19 protein-coding genes are annotated in these 16974 nt (G+C 69.8%); 14 read left to right on the plus strand and 5 right to left on the minus strand.

Features of this window, described 5'->3' with window-relative positions; genetic code table 11:
- Positions 1–24: 24 nt before the first annotated feature.
- On the plus strand, positions 25–1176 hold the full coding sequence (locus F9B98_RS07200; protein ID WP_150954877.1) for a serine hydrolase domain-containing protein: 1152 nt from the start codon (positions 25–27) through the stop codon (positions 1174–1176).
- 10 nt (positions 1177–1186) lie between these two features.
- On the opposite strand, the gene F9B98_RS07205 is transcribed toward F9B98_RS07200, so the two are convergent.
- Positions 1187–2041 carry an N-acyl homoserine lactonase family protein gene (locus F9B98_RS07205; protein WP_150954879.1) on the minus strand — a complete coding sequence of 285 codons (855 nt, stop codon included), beginning with the start codon at positions 2039–2041 and terminating at the stop codon, positions 1187–1189.
- A 107-nt stretch (positions 2042–2148) separates the two neighbouring features.
- Here F9B98_RS07205 and F9B98_RS07210 point away from each other — a divergent pair, with 107 nt between their 5' ends.
- Complete coding sequence (locus F9B98_RS07210; RefSeq protein ID WP_150954882.1) at positions 2149–2886, plus strand: SDR family NAD(P)-dependent oxidoreductase; 738 nt, start codon at positions 2149–2151, stop codon at positions 2884–2886.
- Positions 2887–2906: 20 nt separating this feature from the next.
- On the opposite strand, the gene F9B98_RS07215 is transcribed toward F9B98_RS07210, so the two are convergent.
- A complete protein-coding gene (locus tag F9B98_RS07215; RefSeq protein WP_191966706.1) occupies positions 2907–3608 on the minus strand; it encodes a GntR family transcriptional regulator in 702 nt (233 codons plus the stop codon).
- Positions 3609–3677: 69 nt separating this feature from the next.
- Between F9B98_RS07215 and F9B98_RS07220 the strand changes: the two genes are divergently transcribed.
- From F9B98_RS07220 to F9B98_RS07245, 6 genes are all read left to right on the plus strand, one after another.
- Positions 3678–4481, plus strand: a complete 804-nt coding sequence (locus tag F9B98_RS07220) for an SDR family NAD(P)-dependent oxidoreductase (protein ID WP_191966707.1) — start codon at positions 3678–3680, stop codon at positions 4479–4481.
- Between the two features lie 50 nt (positions 4482–4531).
- Positions 4532–5833: an MFS transporter gene (locus tag F9B98_RS07225; protein ID WP_150954890.1), complete on the plus strand. Its 1302-nt coding sequence runs from the start codon at positions 4532–4534 to the stop codon at positions 5831–5833.
- A 151-nt stretch (positions 5834–5984) separates the two neighbouring features.
- Entirely contained in the window at positions 5985–6374 is a 390-nt protein-coding gene (locus tag F9B98_RS07230) for an ester cyclase (RefSeq protein ID WP_150954893.1), read from the plus strand.
- A gap of 121 nt (positions 6375–6495) precedes the next feature.
- Entirely contained in the window at positions 6496–6780 is a 285-nt protein-coding gene (locus tag F9B98_RS07235; RefSeq protein ID WP_191966708.1) for a hypothetical protein, read from the plus strand.
- Positions 6777–7214: a BLUF domain-containing protein gene (locus tag F9B98_RS07240; RefSeq protein WP_150954896.1), complete on the plus strand. Its 438-nt coding sequence runs from the start codon at positions 6777–6779 to the stop codon at positions 7212–7214. The genes F9B98_RS07235 and F9B98_RS07240 overlap by 4 nt, the downstream gene beginning before the upstream one ends.
- A 40-nt stretch (positions 7215–7254) precedes the next feature.
- The gene (locus F9B98_RS07245; RefSeq protein ID WP_150954899.1) at positions 7255–7884 is read left to right on the plus strand and encodes a Pr6Pr family membrane protein; all 630 of its coding nucleotides are present in this window, start codon (positions 7255–7257) and stop codon (positions 7882–7884) included.
- Here F9B98_RS07245 and F9B98_RS07250 read toward each other — a convergent pair.
- Complete coding sequence (locus tag F9B98_RS07250; protein WP_150954902.1) at positions 7879–8568, minus strand: SGNH/GDSL hydrolase family protein; 690 nt, start codon at positions 8566–8568, stop codon at positions 7879–7881. The two genes, F9B98_RS07245 and F9B98_RS07250, sit on opposite strands and share 6 nt — an antisense overlap.
- Positions 8569–8588: 20 nt before the next feature.
- A complete protein-coding gene (locus tag F9B98_RS07255; RefSeq protein ID WP_150954904.1) occupies positions 8589–9173 on the minus strand; it encodes a YdeI/OmpD-associated family protein in 585 nt (194 codons plus the stop codon).
- A gap of 126 nt (positions 9174–9299) precedes the next feature.
- Between F9B98_RS07255 and F9B98_RS07260 the strand changes: the two genes are divergently transcribed.
- Positions 9300–9656 (plus strand): hypothetical protein, encoded by a 357-nt coding sequence (locus F9B98_RS07260; RefSeq protein WP_150954908.1) that lies wholly within the window; start codon positions 9300–9302, stop codon positions 9654–9656.
- 219 nt (positions 9657–9875) lie between these two features.
- Entirely contained in the window at positions 9876–10637 is a 762-nt protein-coding gene (locus F9B98_RS07265; RefSeq protein WP_150954911.1) for an SDR family NAD(P)-dependent oxidoreductase, read from the plus strand.
- A gap of 10 nt (positions 10638–10647) precedes the next feature.
- Here F9B98_RS07265 and F9B98_RS07270 read toward each other — a convergent pair whose 3' ends face one another.
- Positions 10648–11367, minus strand: coding sequence for a FadR/GntR family transcriptional regulator (locus F9B98_RS07270; RefSeq protein WP_225310253.1), 720 nt, complete (start codon positions 11365–11367; stop codon positions 10648–10650).
- Positions 11368–11509: 142 nt separating this feature from the next.
- Here F9B98_RS07270 and F9B98_RS07275 point away from each other — a divergent pair, with 142 nt between their 5' ends.
- The 4 genes from F9B98_RS07275 to F9B98_RS07290 all read left to right on the plus strand — a co-directional run bounded on the left by F9B98_RS07275 (position 11510) and on the right by F9B98_RS07290 (position 16966).
- Positions 11510–13108 (plus strand): ABC transporter substrate-binding protein, encoded by a 1599-nt coding sequence (locus F9B98_RS07275; protein WP_150954913.1) that lies wholly within the window; start codon positions 11510–11512, stop codon positions 13106–13108.
- Positions 13109–13219: 111 nt separating this feature from the next.
- Positions 13220–14125 (plus strand): ABC transporter permease, encoded by a 906-nt coding sequence (locus tag F9B98_RS07280; protein WP_412177033.1) that lies wholly within the window; start codon positions 13220–13222, stop codon positions 14123–14125.
- 4 nt (positions 14126–14129) lie between these two features.
- Positions 14130–16178 (plus strand): dipeptide/oligopeptide/nickel ABC transporter permease/ATP-binding protein, encoded by a 2049-nt coding sequence (locus F9B98_RS07285; protein WP_150954919.1) that lies wholly within the window; start codon positions 14130–14132, stop codon positions 16176–16178.
- Positions 16175–16966, plus strand: a complete 792-nt coding sequence (locus F9B98_RS07290; protein WP_150954922.1) for an ABC transporter ATP-binding protein — start codon at positions 16175–16177, stop codon at positions 16964–16966. The genes F9B98_RS07285 and F9B98_RS07290 overlap by 4 nt, the downstream gene beginning before the upstream one ends.
- Positions 16967–16974 lie beyond the last annotated feature (8 nt).

Raw genomic sequence — 16974 nt, forward strand, 5'->3', positions numbered from 1 at the left:
ATCTCAACTCGAAGAAGAGGGAAAATGGGTAATTCATCGATGGACGCGGGCCGTCTCGGCGAGCTGGAGCGCGTGGTGCGCGCCGATGTCCAGAGCGGTCGCTACTTCGGGGCCGCCATCAAGATCGCACGGGGCGGCGAGACCGTCCTCGACCTGGCGGTCGGCCACGCCGATGAGGCGGGCACGCACGAGATCCGGACCGACACGGTGTTCAGCGTGTTCTCGATCACGAAGGCCTTCGTCAACGTCCTCGTCCTCCGGGCGATCGAGCTCGGCCGTTTCGCTTTGACCACACCGATGGTGGACATCGTGCCCGAGTTCGCCGGCCGTCCGCGCGACAGGGCGACGATCTTCCACTTCCTCACGCACACGACCGGTATGCCCGGCGTGTGGGAGCCGGTGCCGGGGCTGCTGCTCGAAGATCTCGAGGAATCGGTCGCGGCAGTCGTGGCGCACGTGCACGGAGCGGTCGAACCCGGGACCCGCTGCGACTACGCGCCGATGGCCGGCCACGTCCTGCTGGGTGAGGTGCTGAGACGCACCGATCCTGCCGGTCGTCCGATCGGTCGGATCCTGCGCGAGGACCTGTGGGATCCGCTCGGGATGACCGACACCAATCTCGGGATCCTGCCGCACATGCGCGACCGGCACGCCGTGCCCGAGATGCGCGGTGTGCTGCCGATCACGTCCCGTTCGCGCACCAGCCCGGGCGATTACGGTCTCTACACCGCCGAGCGCAACGAGGCGGTGTGGGCGGGTTCGGCCTCGACGACCCGCGACCTGCAACGCTTCATGGAGATGCTGCGCCGCGGGGGGAGCCTCGACGACGTGCGCATCCTCTCCCCACGCATGATCGAGCTGGCCCGCACGGTCTGGACGGGCGACATGCCCAACGAGCTCTACCGCACGGTGGCGTTGCGAAACGGCGATGCTGTCCCGCCGGCGCACCTGGGGCTCGGCTTCAACGTGCGCGGCGAGGGGATCTTCACGACGCAGCTCGGCACGCTGACGAGCCCGTCGACCTTCGGCAACTACGGCGCGGGCACCGGTCTGGTGTGGGTCGACCCGGCCTCCGATGTGTCATTCGTCGGATTGAGCGCGGGCCTTCTCACGCAGGCCGACAACATCGCCCGCTACCAGCGGCTGTCCGACATGGTCGCCGCCGCGGTGATCTGAATGCACGTCGTCATCGTCGTGCGACGACGCTGACGTGATCGATTCCGGGCAGGTGCGGGTAGCGCTGCTGCACGCGCGGATCGTGGCCGGTCACCACCGCGGTGACAGCCGGATCCTGCGCGAGGGAGCGGATCAGGTGCAGGCTCTCGTACATCGCGAGCAGGTCGGTCTGGTGGCGGAAGGGGCGATCGTCCTCGAGCTCTTCGTCGAGGTGGGCGGCGTCGCAGGCCAACACGACGATGCCGGCGCCGGTGCGGACGAGGACGACGAGCTCGCCCGGCGTGTGCCCCGGTGCGGGGATGATGACGACCCCCGGCGCCGCCTCCTGCACCCCGGTGGTGAGGGTGAGCAGGTTGTGGGCGGCGACGGTTTCGAGGTAGGCGAGGTCGGCGTCGTCGACGACGCTGCGCAGGAGGGGGCGACGCGAGGCGTCCGAGCGCCAGAAAGCGTACTCTTCGGCCGCCATCGTCACCGGTCGGCCGGGAATGTCGGACAGCCCTCCGATGTGGTCGTAGTGCGCATGCGAGACGATCACCCGCGCCACGTCCTCCGGGCGGAGGTTCAGTTCGGTCAGCGCCGTCGCGGTCGAGCGTTCGTAGCCTCTCCCGCGCGATCGGGCGCCCTGGTCGGACATCCCGGCGTCGACGACGATGACGGCGTCGTCGGTGCGCAGAACCCAGAACGAGTACGACATCTCGAGGTCGCCGTCCGGCTCCCCGTACACGTCGTGGTTGAGGAAGACGTGCGAGCGACGCGTCGAGAGCGTGCCCTGCCGGATCGCCAGGACGTCCCAGGTCTTCGAGCCGCTTCCGCAGAGACGGAGCGCAGACGCGGGGTCGACGGGCATGGGCGAGGGAGAAGCCATCTTGGCAGCATAGTGTCACCTATTCGCCTATAAGACAGCAAGAATCGGATGCCGAGACGCGCTCGCGCGACGTCGTCGCATCGACCGGAGAGAGCGGGAGAACAGCTATGGACGAGACAGTGCAGCGCGTCGTGGTCGTGACGGGAGCCGGGCGTGGAATAGGCGAGGCCATCGCCCGTCGCCTCTCGTCGGATGGGTGGACGGTCGTCGCCGTCGACCGGGATGCCGACGGCATCGAGCGGCTCGCGCGCTCGACCACGACAGAGGGGCGGGTGCACGCGGTGCGCGCCGACGTGACGGACAGAACAGCGGTCGAAGCGCTGATCGACGATGTCGTCCGGCGGTTCGCACGCATCGATGCCGTCGTCAACAACGCGATGTGGGTGCGCTATGCGCCGCTCCCGGAGGTGGACGATCAGATGCTTGACGGCATGCTCGCGATCGGGCTGAAGGCGCCGTTCTGGAGCACGCAGGCGGTGATCCCACATTTTCGACGTCAGGGTGGGGGTGCCATCGTGAATCTGTCGTCCCCTGCGGCGACTCGGGGGTTCGTCGGCAGCTCCGTGTACTCCGCCGTCAAGGGTGCGGTGGCGAGCCTGACCCTGCAGGCGGCGCGGGAGCTCGGCCCCGACGGCATCCGCGTGAATGCGATCGTGCCGGGCGCGGTGCCGACACCGGGTGCTCGCGAAGTCGTCGACGAGGAGGGCTACGAGATCCGGCGGTCCATGACGGCACTGCAGCGCCTCGGTACCCCCGATGACATCGCGGGTGCGGTCGCGTTCCTGGTCGGCGCCGATGCCCGATTCGTCACCGGGCATCTTCTGCGCGTCGACGGCGGGCTCTGACGGTCGTCGGGCGTCGTCGTTCAGTCGGACGGCAGCAGGCCGTGGGCGGATGCCATCGCCTCCGCTGCGGCTTGCACGTGTGCCGCGGCCTCCCGCTCGGCCGCGCCCGCGTCACGCGCGTCGATGGCGGCGTGCAGGCGCTCGAACTCGGCCAGCGATGCGCGATCGCGTCCGTCGACTCCGAGGGTCAGCGCGCGCAGCTGCGCCACACGCACTTGCAGTCCCTGGATCGTGCGGTCGAGCACCGGGTTGCCGGCGCCGTCGAACAGCGCGCGGTAGAACTCCGCTTGGGCCTCGAGGATGGCGCGATGGTCGTCGCCCGCCGCCGTGGCGGTGCGTAGAGCGTCGAGGGCGCGGGCGAGTCGAGCGCGCGTCTGGTCGTCGGCGCGATGGCAGAAGAGGCGGGCGGCGAGGCCCTCGAGTTGCGCGCGGACCTCGTACACGTCGCGCGCTTCGCCCAGACTGAGCACTCGGACGTAGGTGCCGCGGCCGTTGCGGGACTCGATCAGGCCCTCGGCCTCGAGCTGGCGCAGCGCCTCCCGCACGGACGGGCGGCTGGCGCCGGTGCGCTCGGTCAACTCCCGTTCGATCAGGAGCTGTCCGGGCTGGAGCTCGAGCTCGGCAATCGCCCGCCGCAGCGAGTTCGCGATCTGATCCCGGATGGTGGGATGCCGCGTGACGGCCATCGATGCGCCGTACGACGAGTCCATGCGAGTCAGCATAGGGCCAAGAGTGTTGCGTCTGCTCGATACCTCACCTACTATCAGTCTGTCAGACAGCTTGGAGGCATTGTGGCCCATCAGCACACCGACGGTGACAGTCGAGTCGCCGTCGTGACCGGGGCGGCGTCGGGAATCGGATCCGCCCTGGCCGCAGCGCTGTCGGAGCGTGGACATCAGGTCGTGGTCTCCGACATCGACGGCGACGCGGCGGCCGCGGTCGCCGAGCACATCGGCGGCGTCGCCTTCCCCTGCGACGTGGCCGACCCCGAGCAGGTCGACTCCCTCCTGGCGTTCACCCTGAACACGTTCGGGGGCGTCGACGACCTGTTCAACAACGCCGGGGTCGGATCCCACGGACGCATCGCAGCCATGACCCGCGACGACTGGGCGTGGATGCTCGGCGTCAACCTGCACGGCGTGATCAACGGGGTCACCTCGTTCCTACCCGCCCTGCGTCGGAGCGCGGCCGGTGGTCGCATCGTGAACACCTGCTCGATGTCCGCCGTCGCTCCCCTCCCCGGACTCGGCGCCTACGCCGCCGCGAAGGCCGGCGTGCTCGCTCTCAGCGAGGTGCTCGCCGCCGAGATGGCCGACGAACCCGACGGCGTGACCGTCTCCGCCGTGCTGGCGGGGCCCGTCCGCACGCGCATCAACGCCAGCGCTCGTCACCGCGACGCCGCAGGCACCTATACACTCGCCGACGCCGACCTCACCGGGCCCATCGTCGAGCACATGATCGAACCCGACGAGGCCGCCGCGAGGATCCTCCGAGGGGTCGACGCCGGAGACCTCTACATCGTCACCCACCCCGCGCTGGGCTTCCGTGCACGAGCGCGCGCCGAGGCGATCGCCGCGGCGTTCTCACCCGCCTGACGGGCACCCCGGGTCGCCCGTCGAAAACCCCACCCGCTCGAAGGAGAGCTATGTCATCTGCACCGGCCACCGTCCAGACGGACGTCGCGAAGAACCCGCGTGACGCCCGCCGCGCCTCACTCGGCAGTTACCTCGGCGCCACGCTGGAGTTCTACGACTTCGTCATCTACTCCACGGCATCCGCCATCGTCTTCCCCGCGGTGTTCTTCTCCGGCATCGATCCGGCGCTCGGGGTGGTGCTGTCGTACGTGACCCTCGCCGCCGGGTACGTCGCGCGACCCATCGGTGCGATCGTGTTCGGGCACTTCGGCGACCGGCTCGGTCGCCGTCAGATGCTCGTCGTCACGATGATCATCATGGGCATCGCCTCCATCGGCATCGGCCTCATCCCCGGATCTGCGAGCATCGGCGGCTTCGCGGCCGTGCTTCTGGTCACCCTGCGCGTCGTGCAGGGCTTCGCCGTCGGTGGGGAATGGGCCGGAGCGAGCCTGATGTCCATCGAGCACGCCCAGGCGAAGAAGCGTGGATTCGCCGGCGCTGTGGTGCAGAGCGGGGGACCGAGCGGTGCCGTGCTGGCCACGCTCACGTTCGCCCTGGTCTCGCTCATGCCGCAGGACGTACTGATCGCGTGGGGATGGCGCATCCCCTTCCTCGCCTCCGCCGTGTTGGTCATCGTGGCGATCCTGGTGCGCCTCGGTGTCAAGGAGTCGCCGGAGTTCGCCGCCACCGAACGCTCGGAGGGCACGGCTCGCGTCCCGCTCCTGTCGACGTTCTCGCAGAACGGCCTGAGCGTGCTGCTCGTCGTGCTGACGGCGTTGTCGCCGTTCTTCCTGCAGTCGGTTACCTCGACGTTCGGTCTGCAGTACGCGATCGGTCACGGAAACGCGCAGGCTCCTGCCCTGTGGATGCTGACCATCAGCAACGCCCTCACCATCTTCGCGACGCTCTTCTTCGCCGTCCTCTCGGACCGGTTCGGGCGAGTGCGGATGATGGTCATCGGCTTCATCGTCACCGGCGTGCTGGTCTGGGCCGCCTTCGGCCTGCTCTCGCAGGCGAACCTGGGTGCGGTGCTCCTGGCGTTCATCATTCTTCAGCCGATCGGGAATGCGATGATCACGGGGCCTCTCGCCGCGTACATGGCCGATCTGTTCCCCGTGCGCAACCGGTTCACCGGCGTCGGCGTCTCCTACCAGCTGGCAGCGACCATCGCCGCGGGCTTCGCGCCGCTGGTCGCCACCGGTCTCGTGGGTGCAGCGGGTGGTGCGACGTATCTGCTGACCGGGCTCGTCTCCCTGCTCGCCGTGATCGGAATCGGTGCTGTCCTGGCGAGTCCGCGGATCCGGGTGCGCTGATCGATACAGGAGGAAGGGGGACGGGATGCCGCGGACTCGTCCACCCTCTTCCGTCCGTTCCCTGGCTGCACCTTCGGCACTCAGGTTCGTGCGGACATCGCTGGGGCTCTCAGGCGGGACCGCGGCACCGTGGCCCGTCGATAATGGAGCCATGGAGGTCTGGGAGACGCGCGAGTGGTTCGCCGACTACCTCGAGGCGCTCAACCGCCACGATCTCGGAGCCGTCCGTGGGCTGCTGCACCCGGCCGTGCGTCGTGCGCACCTTCCCGCGGGCGCGGAGGCCTGGATCGCGGACCTCGCCGAGCTGTGGCGTGGTTTTCCGGATTGGCAGTGGAAACGCATCCAGCTGGTCGTCGAGGACGACCGTCTGGCGGTGCACCTGCGAGGCGGGGGATCGCACACGGGCTCGTTCGGCCACGTGAGCCCGACTCGTCGGAGGGTGAACATCGCGTCCTTCGCCATGTACCGCCTCGAGCGCGGCCGGATCGCCGAGGCGAGCGGCACCGACGATACCGCGCAGATCCTTCTCGCTCTCGGCTGAGTCGGAGCGCGTGCGGTCGGGTCTATCGCGTCGAGCGATCTGTCAAGGGCGGCCGCATGTCGGAGGGGCGGGGTACGGTCACTCTCGCCCGTTTCCATCCCGGGTAGAAAGAGGGGCGACCATGGTGTCTCACGACCGCCCCGGCGCCGGAGTCGTCTGGGCTCGCGTCGAAGACGGCTTCCACGTCGGCAGTAAAAGCGGTGTGTTCCTCGGATACATCGACCGTCAGCCCGGCGGGGCCTTCCTGGCCTACGACGGCCGTTCGCGCCTGGTCGGCCGTTTCGAGGCGTTGACCGCCGCCATGGCCGCCGTCACGAACGGTCAGCCCCCGCAAGAGGCGGAGATCACGCTCCGCGAGGTGCGGGTCCCCGCGCCCCGCTCGATCGACGGCGAGAGAAACGCATGACCTCCGACCTCCTCTCCATCTCGTACGTGAGCGCCGCCTCCGAGCCGTTCGACGACGATCGACTGAACGACCTCCTCGCGCAGAGCCGTCGCTCGAACCACGAGCACGACCTCACCGGCATGCTGCTGTATCGCCGCGGGCGCTTCTTCCAGGTGCTGGAGGGGCCTCAGGATGCCGTGGACGAGCTCATGACGAAGATCCGTCGCGACCCACGGCACACGGGCGTGCGCGTGTTGCTGTCGGAGCCCATCGGCGAGCGCCGCTTCACGGAGTGGACGATGGGGTACGAGCCGATCGGTGTTCCCACGACCCCCGCGCCCGAGGGCTTCCGCGACACCTTCGACGACCTCGAGGCCGACGATGAAGACGCGAGCATCCGCGCCGTGCGCGAACTCACCGTGTGGTTCCGCGCGCGGACCGCGGGCGAGAGCTGACGCGGGTCCGCTGCCGCAGAGGACGCGGTAGCGTCGCGGGGTGCCCTCCCGCCCCGCCCGCCGACGCCTGCGCGACCTCGCGCGTCTGACAGCGGGCGCGGTGGTCCTCGCCGTCGTGCTGTTCGCCTATGCATTGCGGATCGCGGCGGGCGATACCAACCCCTTCGACTTCTTCGGGTACTTCACGAACCAGACGAGCAGTCTGACGGCGCTCGTGGTGATCGCGGTCGGCGGACTCGGTCTGGCGGATCGCCGCGTCCCGTTCGGACTCTCGCTCGCATGGGCGATCGGCGCGGCGTGCCTGATCGTGGTCGCCGTGGTCTACAACGGGCTCGTCCCCGGCACGGGGTCGGCTCCGCCGTGGGTGAGCGCGGTGCTGCACGTCGTGTTCCCCGTGCTCGTCGTCCTCGACATCGCGACCGCTCCCGACCGTCCCCGACTCGCGTGGCGGCACCTCTGGTGGGTACTGCCGTACCCGCTGGTCTGGATCACCGTCGTCCTCGTGCGCGGAGCGACGGACGGATGGGTCCCCTACGGATTCCTGCTCCCCGAGCGCGGGTTCGCCTCCCTCGCGCTGCACGTCGTCGGCATCCTGCTGCTCCTCCTGCTGGCCGCGGCGGCCGTCTGGGCTCTCGGTCGGCGTCGAGCCCCACGAGCCCTGTCGTCATAGCGGCGGGTCGAGGGCGCCCAGCGCGGCATCCATCCGCTCTGCCAGGTACGCGTACCCGGTGTCGTTCGGGTGCAGGCCGTCGCTGGCCATCCAGCTGTCGGCGGAGTCGGAGTAGTGCCCGTCGAGCCAGTGGCTGGCGCCGGCGATGTGGTCGGCACCGATGCGCGCGGCGGCGTCTTCGACCCACCCCGCGATGACGTCGACCGACCCCGGGCGGTCGGCGGTGTACCAGAACGGCTCGACGACGACGATCCGCGCGTCGGGGAGCCCCTCGCGCAGCCGCTGAAGGTCGCTGTCGATGGTCTCGCGGATGCGGTCGGCCGCGCGGTCGTAGCTGAAGTTGTCGTTCAGACCCATGGTCACGAACACCAGGTCGGGGTCGTCGGCGATGATCTGGGCCGGGATGTCGTCGAGGCCGGGGCCCATCGACGCGCGGCGGTTGACGAAGCCGAGGCCGTTCTCGCTGCGGTTGATCTCCTGCCAGCCGCGCTCGGCCGAGACGATGCTCGACCACCGCTTGTCGGTCGCGCTCGCGCCCGTGCCGCGCGTATACGAGTCGCCGTAGAACGCCACGACGGGCCCGGTGGCGGTGGGGGCCGGTTCGACCGCCGGTGCCGCACAGGCGGTCAGCCCGAGGAGGAGGGATGCCGCGGCGGCCAGGCCGAAGAGACGTCGCGCGCGCATGAGCCCATTCTCCGTGCCGATCACTCCTCGGGGGCCGGGGGAGCTGATCCCGCGGCGAGGCGTTCGACGTGCCGCGCGATCCGCGCGGCACGGGTGGCCGGGGTCGCCGCCGTGACGACGGGGTGCAGCACCGAGTACCGCTCGGCCTGGGTCAGGGCCTCGAAGGCGCGCGCCGCGGCGGGCACGGCGTCGAGCGCGCCGCGCAGATCGTCCGGAACCTCGATGTCCGCCGACCCCGCGTAGGCGCGCTCCCACCGGCCGTCCGCCTGAGCGCGCGCGACCTCCTCGGCGCCGCGTTCGCGCATGCGTCCCTCGTCGATCAGGCGGGCGACGTGCTCGACGTTGCGCTTCGACCACATCGATCGCGCGCGGCGCGGGGTGAAGTGCTGCCGGAAGGTGCCGGCATCCCGAGACTGTTTCCGTCCGTCGATCCACCCGCTGCAGAGAGCCTCGTCGAGGGCCTGGGCGTACGTGAGGGTGGTGGGCGAGATCGTGCCCTTCTTCGCCAGGACGAGCCAGACGCCGTCGCTGGAGTCTTCGTGGGCGTCGAGCCACGACCGCCATCCGGCGGCGTCGTCAACTGTCAGTTCGGGGGCCTCGGCCATGATGGTGGTCCTCTCCGCTCGCTCATCGGACCCTAACGCGCACCCCCGACACGCGGGCCCCTATCGGAGCCGGGCTCTCGGGGCAACCGGCACCCGGTTTCGCCGCCGAGACGCCATCATCGCTGAATGCGCAGTGTGACCTATGCCGGCGAGACCGTCACCACCACCGACGACGTGGCGGAGGCTCTCGTGCAGCTCACCGCGTCCATCGCCGCCGAAGGGCAGGCGGAGGCCGTGAGCATCCCGATCGTCATCGACGGGGCCGAAGACGAGGCCGAGCTGGTGATCGGCGTCGGCAACGACGTGCTCAGCGCCCCGGCGACCTGGGACGGCGAGGAGCCCGACTTCTCCTGGGCGGCCGACGAGCTGCGTCAGCACAAGCGCTTCCCCCAGGCGCCGGCCATCGCGGTCGAGCAGCCGAACGACGAGGCCAACCCCGACGCGTTCTGGGATCCCGATCTCGACGGGTTCACGCGCGCCTGAGCGGCTCGCGCCTCGCGGGGCCGTGTCCTCGCGATCATCGACCCCCGCACCCCGCGGGGGAGCTCGTCAAGCCCACCCCCGCTCCCGCGCTCGGACGTAGCGTGGGTCATCCGCACCGGACGCGACCGGTTCATCGCCCCGGTGCGTGAGCCCCGGACAGTTCGGGCGGCCCGCCGTTTCGCGGTGCCGCCCGGACGCTCGTACCGGGAGGATGGGGGCATGCTGCACTCCCTCGTCACCGGCGCCTCGCGCGGGATCGGCCGGGCCATCGCCGTCGCCCTCGCCGCGCGCGGCGACCGCGTGGCCGTCCACTACGGCCACGACCGTTCCGCCGCCGAAGAGACGCTCGCCCTGCTCCCCGGAGGCGGGCATCAGCTCGTCGGAGGCGACCTGTCCGACCCTTCGACGGCGGAGCGGGTGGTCGGCGACGTCCTCTCGACCTTCGGACGCATCGACATCCTGGTCAACAACGCCGCGATCGCCCCGAACCCCGAGACCTCGCACCCGATCGCGACCGTCGACTACGCCACCTGGCACCGCACGTGGGAACGGATGGTGCAGGTCGACCTGGAAGCCCCCGCGAACATGGCCTTCCTCGTTGCGCGCTCGCTGATCGAGCGGGGCCTGCCGGGGTCGATCGTGAACGTCGGCTCGCGCGGGGCCTTCCGCGGCGAGCCGGAGTTCCCCGCCTACGGTGCGGCGAAGGCGGGCCTGCACGCGATGGGCCAATCTCTCGCCGTCGCACTCGCGCCCCACGGCATCGCGGTCACGAGCGTCGCCCCCGGCTTCGTCGGCACCGACCGGCAGCAGCAGAAGCTGACCGGGGCGGAGGGGGACGGCATCCGGGATCAAAGTCCCTTCGGTCGCGTCGCGACTCCCGAAGAGGTGGCGGATGCCGTGGTGTACCTCAGTGCGCCCGGTTCGCAGTGGGCGTCGGGAGCCGTCCTCGATCTGAACGGCGCCTCGCACCTGCGCACGTGAGCGCCTCCGCTCAGCGGCGTGTCGCTTCGCTGGCGAGGGAGCGCTGCAGCGGTTCGTAGTGGGCGACGACCGCGCGGCGGTAGGCCTCCACGTCACCCGCGAGAGCGGCGTCGAGCATTGCGCCGTGCGCGGCGGCGGTCAGACGGATGTCGTCGGGCATCGGGATCTCGAGAAGCGGGATCACCGCGGTGTGCACGTCCCAGAACGCCCCCACCAGCTGCTCGGCCAGACGGTTGCCGGTCGCGGCGAAGAGCTTCGTGTGGAAGGCGCGGTCGGCCTCGAGGAAGCTCTCGCCGCTCTCGGCGCGCTGCACCATCTCGGCGACCAGGGCTCGGAGGGCGTCGGCGTCCGCGTCGCCCGCGTGCGCGCGTTCGACCACGAGCTCGGCGAGGGCCAGGTCGAGGGCGACGCGCACCTCCACCACCTCGCGCAGGGCGTCCATCGACCCGTCGGGTGAGAGCACGCCGCGGAAGACGAGCGCCTCGACCATGGGGTCGAGCGACATGCCGCCGACGAAGGTGCCGTGGCCGTAGCGCACCTCGACGATGTCGAGCGTCGCGAGCGTGCGCATGGCTTCGCGCACCGACGAGCGCGAGACGCCGAGGGTCTCGCAGAGCTCGGCCTCGGTCGGCAGCAGGTCGCCGGGCTTGAGGTCCCGAGTGAGGATCAATTGCTTGATCTGATCCGCTGTCGTGGATCGCCGCATCCGCGACGCCTGTCGGTCGGCCATGACCATTCGGTGCTCCATCCCCCTGAAATCCCCGCTCGAAGCGGTTCGCGATCCGGCTTTGTATTTCGCCGACATTCGTGAGTATAGTGCGTCAGACGTCAGATGTCCTCACGACGCCCGAACCATCCACACAGGAGTGACCATGTTCCGAAACCCCCTGCGCCGACGCACGCGCCGGGCCACCGCGCTCGTCGCCGGTGCCCTCGTCGCCACCGTCGCGCTCGCCGGTTGCGGCGCGGGCGGCACCACCGCCTCGAACACCGCCAGCGACGCCCCGATCGACCCGAACGCGACGATCGAGGCGGGCATCTCGTACTCGCTGAACGGCAGCTTCGACCCGATGGTCGCCTCGGGCGCCGTCACCGTCGCCGCCAACTGGCACATCTTCGAGGGCCTCGTCGACCTCGACCCCGTCACCAAGCAGCCCTACGCGGCGCTCGCCGCCGAAATGCCGGTGCAGAAGAACGACACGACCTACGACATCGACCTGCGCGAGGGGGCGACGTTCCAGAACGGCCAGCCCGTCACCGCCGACGACGTCGTCTACAGCTATCAGCGCGTGCTCGACCCGGCCAACGGCTCGCTGTTCACCTCGTACGTGAACTTCATCGACTCCGTCACCGCCGTCGACAGCGACACCGTCGAGATCACCACCAAGTACCCGTTCTCGCTGCTCAACGAGCGCCTGGGCATCGTCAAGATCGTGCCGAAGGCCCTCGTCGAGAGCGAAGGCGCCGAGGCGTTCGGCAAGACCCCGATCGGCTCCGGCCCCTACTCGCTCGTGTCGGCCGTGCCGGAGGACAAGCTCGTCTTCGCCCGTTACGACGGCTACAACGGCCCGCGTCCCGCGAAGGCCGCCGGCATGAATTGGAACCTGCTCTCCGACTCGGCCGCGCGCGTGACCGCGATGTCGTCGGGCACCATCCAGGCGATGGAGGACGTGCCCTACATCGACGCCGACGGACTGGCATCCACCGCGAACGTCGAGAGCGTGCAGTCCTTCGGTCTGCTCTTCATGATGTTCAACACCCAGGCGGCGCCCTTCGACGACGTCCGCGTGCGTCAGGCGTTCCAATACGCCCTCGACATGGACAAGATCATCCAGACCGGCATGCTCGGCAACGCCACCGCGGCGACGTCGTTCCTGCCCGAGGGCTACAAGAACTACAACGAGGCCTCGACGGTCTACTCCTACGACCCCGACAAGGCGAAGGAACTCCTCGCCGAGGCCGGCGCGCAGAACCTCTCGATCACGCTGCTGTCGACCGACACCGGCTGGGTCAAAGAGGTGGCACCCCTCATCAAGGAGTCGCTGGATGCCGTGGGCGTCAACGTCACGCTCGATATCGGTCAGTCCTCGGCGCAGTACGCGAAGGTCGACGCGGGGGACTACACCGCGATGATCGCCCCCGGTGACCCCTCGGTCTTCGGTAACGACCCCGACCTGCTGATGAACTGGTGGTACGGCGCCAACGTGTGGACGCAGAAGCGCACGCACTTCGCCGACCAGCCCGAGTACGCCGAGCTGCGCACCCTGCTCGACCAGGCCGTCCAGCAGACCGGCGACGAGCAGCAGCAGACCTGGAACAAGGCCTTCGACCTCATCGCCGACCAGGCCGTGCTCTACCCGCTGTTCCACCGCAAGCTCCCGACCGCCTGGAACGGTCAGCAGCTCGTCGGCTTCCAGCCGGTCCCCACGACCGGCCTGTCGTTCCTCGACGTGGGCGTCGCCGCCCAGTAACCCCGGTGGGGGTGCGCCGCCCGCGCGCCCCCACCCCATCCGCTCAGGAAGGAGCGGTCCGTGTCGCACACGCTCCGCCTCGTCGGCCGCCGGCTGCTGCAGCTGCCGCTGATGATCCTCGGCATCACGTTCCTGGTGTTCTTCGTGATGTCGTTCTCCCCGGTCGATCCCGCGCGCAATGCGCTGGGCGAGACCGCCTCCCCCGAGGCCCTCGAGGCCTACCGCACCGCCAACGGCCTGAACGACCCGCTGTTCGTGCGCTACGTCGCGTTCCTGCTCGGCCTGCTGCGCGGCGACCTCGGCACGTACTCCGCGCGCTCGCTGCCCGTGGGTGACGAGGTGGCCCGCGCCTTCCCGGTGACGCTGTCGCTGACCTTCTTCGGCCTGGCCATCGCCGTCGTCCTCGCGTTCCTGCTCGGCGTGCTCGCCGCCGTCTACCGCGACCGCTGGCCCGACCAGCTCATCCGCGTGATCAGCGTCTCGGCCCTGTCCACGCCGTCGTTCTGGCTGGCCATCCTCATGATCCAGCTGTTCACGCTGCAGTTGCGGCTGCTGCCGGCATCCGGACCCCTCCCCGACTTCCTCGACGACCCGGGCGGATGGATCGCGCGCATGACGCTGCCCGCCGTGGCCCTCGCGATCCCCGTGATCGGTCAGCTCTCGCGCGTCGTGCGCACCTCGATGGTCGAGGAACTCGACCGCGACTACGTCCGCACCGCTCTCGGCGCCGGCATTCCCCGCGTCATCGTGGTCGCCCGCAACGTCCTGCGTAACGCCCTCATCACCCCCGTGACGGTGCTGGGTCTGCGCATCGGCTACCTGCTGGGTGGGGCCGTGGTGATCGAGGTCATCTTCGCCATCCCCGGCATGGGAACCCTCATCCTCAACGGCGTCACCAACAACGAGCCGAACCTCGTCCAGGGCGTGACCCTGGCCGTCGCCCTCGCGTTCGTCGTCATCAACATCGTCGTCGACCTGCTCTACGTCCTCATCAATCCCCGAATCCGGGCGGTGTAACCCCATGCGACGCACATTGACCGAGCGCTTGTCGCTCCCCGGGCTGCGGTTCGGCCGCCTCCCGATCGGCACCACCATCTGCCTCGCCCTCATCGCGATCGTCGCGCTGGTCGCGGTGTTCGCCCCGCTCGTCGCGCCGTACGACCCGCTCGCCTCGGGCCCCGCGGTGCAGCCTCCCGGACCCGAGCACTGGTTCGGCACCGACCGCCAGGGCCGCGACATCTTCTCGCGCCTGGTCTACGGAGCCCGGTACTCGCTCTCGATCGGTCTGGGCGCGACGATCGCGGCCCTGATCACCGCCGCGGTGCTCGGCACGATCGCCGCCACCGCTCCGCGTCTCATCGCCGAGACCCTCATGCGCGTGATGGACGTCATCATGTCGTTCCCCGGCATCGCGCTCGCCGCGGTCTTCGTGGCCGTGTTCGGTCGCTCGCTGCCGGTGCTGATCCTCACGATCGCGTTCCTGTACGTGCCGCAGCTGACGCGCATCGTGCGCGCCAACATCCTCGACCAGTACGGCGAGGACTACGTCTCGGCCGTTCGCGTGATCGGCTCGTCGACTCCGCGCATCATCGTCAAGCACGTCGCCCGCAACACCCTGGCGCCGGTGCTGGTGTTCGCGACCGTCCTCGTGGCCGACGCGATCGTCTTCGAGGCCTCGCTGTCGTTCCTGCAGGCGGGCGTCCCCGACCCCGAACCCTCCTGGGGCAACGTGATCGCCGCCGGCCGCAACCTGCTGATGGCGGGGGCGTGGTGGGCGACGTTCTTCCCCGGCATCCTGATCATGCTGACGGTGCTGTGCCTCAACATCGTGTCCGAGGGACTGACGGATGCCATGGTCTCGCCGAAGGCGCGCAAGGTCACCGCCGACGCCGCCTCGACCGACGAGGCGACCACCGACCTCGAGAAGGCGGAGGTCCCGACCGGCGACGACGACGGTGCGGCGCGGATCGCCGACGGCACCGCGTACGACCGAGAGGCCGTGCTCGAACCCGCTGCGGCGGCGCAGGCGGCATCGCTCGCTCAGCGTCTCGACGACCTGCGCGACCGCGAGCTCGCCCGCGGGGAGCGGATGCCGTACAACTCCGACGCCGCGCCCTTGCTCGAGGTGCGGGGCCTCTCGATCGGATTCCCCCGTCACGGCGACGTGAACGTCGTCGACGACGTCTCCTTCACCGTCCGCCCCGGCGAGACCATGGCGCTGGTGGGCGAGTCGGGCTGCGGCAAGTCGATCACGTCGCTCGCGATCATGGGTCTGCTCGATCCGAAGGCGCGCATCTCGGGGCAGATCCTCTTCGACGGCAAGGACCTGCTGACGATGACCCCGGGCGAGCGCAACGCCCTGCGCGGTCACGACATCGCGATGATCTACCAGGACGCGCTCAGCTCGCTGAACCCGGCGATGCTCATCCGCTCGCAGATGAAGCAGCTCACCTCGCGCGGCGGAACGCGTAGCGCCGAAGACCTGCTGCGGCTGGTGGGACTCGACCCCGAGCGCACGCTCGCGTCGTACCCGCACGAGCTCTCGGGCGGTCAGCGTCAGCGCGTGCTCATCGCGATGGCCCTCACTCGCAACCCGCGCCTCGTGATCGCCGACGAGCCGACCACGGCTCTCGACGTCACGGTGCAGGCGCAGGTCGTCGAGCTGCTCAACCGGCTGCGCGAGGAGCTCGGCTTCGCGATGGTGTTCGTCTCGCACGACCTGGCCCTGGTGGCCGAGCTCGCGCACCGCATCACCGTCATGTACGCCGGCCAGGTGGTCGAGCAGGCGCCCACGCACGACCTGCTCGTGCAGCCCCTGCACGAGTACACCCGGGGACTGCTCGGATCGGTGCTCTCGATCGAGTCCGCCTCCGACCGCCTGCACCAGGTGCCGGGCACCGTGCCCTCGCCGCGCGACTTCCCGAAGGGCGACCGGTTCGCCCCGCGGTCGTCGAACCCCGAGCGCGGGCGCGGCGTCACCCCCGTGCGCCGTCGCGTCGACGGCACCGACCACTACTACGCCGCGCATCCCGACGATGCGCCCGTCGTCCCCGTAGGAGGTGTGCGATGACCGATCCCGTCATCGAACTGAGAGACGTGCACGTCCGCTTCGCGACGCGCCAGTCGGGACTGTTCCGCAAGAGCTATGTCGACGCCCTCGCCGGGGTCTCGCTCGCGGTGCACCGCGGCTCGACCCTCGGCATCGTGGGCGAGTCCGGCTCCGGAAAGTCCACGGCCGCGAAGGTGCTGATCGGCCTCGAGAAGCCGACCTCGGGAGAGGTGGTGTTCGCCGGTCGACCGGTGCGCGACTTCTCGACCCGGGTACGGCGCGAGCTCGGCGGCATCCTGTCGGTGGTCTTCCAAGACCCCGCGACCGCCCTGAACGCCCGCATGACCGTGCGCGATGCGCTGCTCGATCCCATGCAGGTGCACCGCATCGGCAGCCCGAACGAGCGACAGAAGCGGGTGAGGGAGCTGATCGGTCTCGTCGGTCTGCCCACCTCGGCCCTCGACGCTCTGCCCGGTCAACTCTCGGGCGGTCAGCGCCAGCGCGTCGCGATCGCCCGCGCCCTCGCCCTGAACCCGCAGGTGATCGTCGCCGACGAGCCCACCTCGGCGCTCGACGTGTCGGTGCGCGCGCAGATCCTCAACCTGCTCACCGACCTCAAGCGCGATCTGGGCCTGGGCATGGTCTTCATCTCGCACGACATCCAGACGGTGCGCTACCTCTCCGACGAGATCGCCGTCATGCACAAGGGCCGTGTCGTCGAGTTCGGCTCCGCTGCCGACGTGTTCGACGCCCCCTCCGACCCCTACACCCGCTCGCTCCTGGGCGCCGCGCCCTCGCTGCTCGCCTGACCACAGAA

The sequence above is a fragment of the Microbacterium testaceum StLB037 genome (assembly GCF_008763945.1).
In the GTDB taxonomy this organism is placed as follows: domain Bacteria; phylum Actinomycetota; class Actinomycetes; order Actinomycetales; family Microbacteriaceae; genus Microbacterium; species Microbacterium testaceum_G.

Excerpts from the sequence above, each read along its gene's own strand:
- F9B98_RS07290 (WP_150954922.1), top strand. The coding sequence starts at position 16,175 with ATGACCGATCCCGTCATCGAACTGAGAGACGTGCACGTCCGCTTCGCG.
- F9B98_RS07260 (WP_150954908.1), top strand. The coding sequence starts at position 9,300 with ATGCGCAGTGTGACCTATGCCGGCGAGACCGTCACCACCACCGACGAC.
- F9B98_RS07275 (WP_150954913.1), top strand. The coding sequence starts at position 11,510 with ATGTTCCGAAACCCCCTGCGCCGACGCACGCGCCGGGCCACCGCGCTC.
- F9B98_RS07255 (WP_150954904.1), bottom strand. The coding sequence starts at position 9,173 with ATGGCCGAGGCCCCCGAACTGACAGTTGACGACGCCGCCGGATGGCGG.
- F9B98_RS07285 (WP_150954919.1), top strand. The coding sequence starts at position 14,130 with ATGCGACGCACATTGACCGAGCGCTTGTCGCTCCCCGGGCTGCGGTTC.
- F9B98_RS07270 (WP_225310253.1), bottom strand. The coding sequence starts at position 11,367 with ATGGCCGACCGACAGGCGTCGCGGATGCGGCGATCCACGACAGCGGAT.
- F9B98_RS07240 (WP_150954896.1), top strand. The coding sequence starts at position 6,777 with ATGACCTCCGACCTCCTCTCCATCTCGTACGTGAGCGCCGCCTCCGAG.
- F9B98_RS07230 (WP_150954893.1), top strand. The coding sequence starts at position 5,985 with ATGGAGGTCTGGGAGACGCGCGAGTGGTTCGCCGACTACCTCGAGGCG.
- F9B98_RS07250 (WP_150954902.1), bottom strand. The coding sequence starts at position 8,568 with ATGCGCGCGCGACGTCTCTTCGGCCTGGCCGCCGCGGCATCCCTCCTC.
- F9B98_RS07235 (WP_191966708.1), top strand. The coding sequence starts at position 6,496 with ATGGTGTCTCACGACCGCCCCGGCGCCGGAGTCGTCTGGGCTCGCGTC.
- F9B98_RS07210 (WP_150954882.1), top strand. The coding sequence starts at position 2,149 with ATGGACGAGACAGTGCAGCGCGTCGTGGTCGTGACGGGAGCCGGGCGT.
- F9B98_RS07205 (WP_150954879.1), bottom strand. The coding sequence starts at position 2,041 with ATGGCTTCTCCCTCGCCCATGCCCGTCGACCCCGCGTCTGCGCTCCGT.
- F9B98_RS07225 (WP_150954890.1), top strand. The coding sequence starts at position 4,532 with ATGTCATCTGCACCGGCCACCGTCCAGACGGACGTCGCGAAGAACCCG.
- F9B98_RS07200 (WP_150954877.1), top strand. The coding sequence starts at position 25 with ATGGGTAATTCATCGATGGACGCGGGCCGTCTCGGCGAGCTGGAGCGC.
- F9B98_RS07215 (WP_191966706.1), bottom strand. The coding sequence starts at position 3,608 with ATGCTGACTCGCATGGACTCGTCGTACGGCGCATCGATGGCCGTCACG.
- F9B98_RS07265 (WP_150954911.1), top strand. The coding sequence starts at position 9,876 with ATGCTGCACTCCCTCGTCACCGGCGCCTCGCGCGGGATCGGCCGGGCC.
- F9B98_RS07280 (WP_412177033.1), top strand. The coding sequence starts at position 13,220 with ATGATCCTCGGCATCACGTTCCTGGTGTTCTTCGTGATGTCGTTCTCC.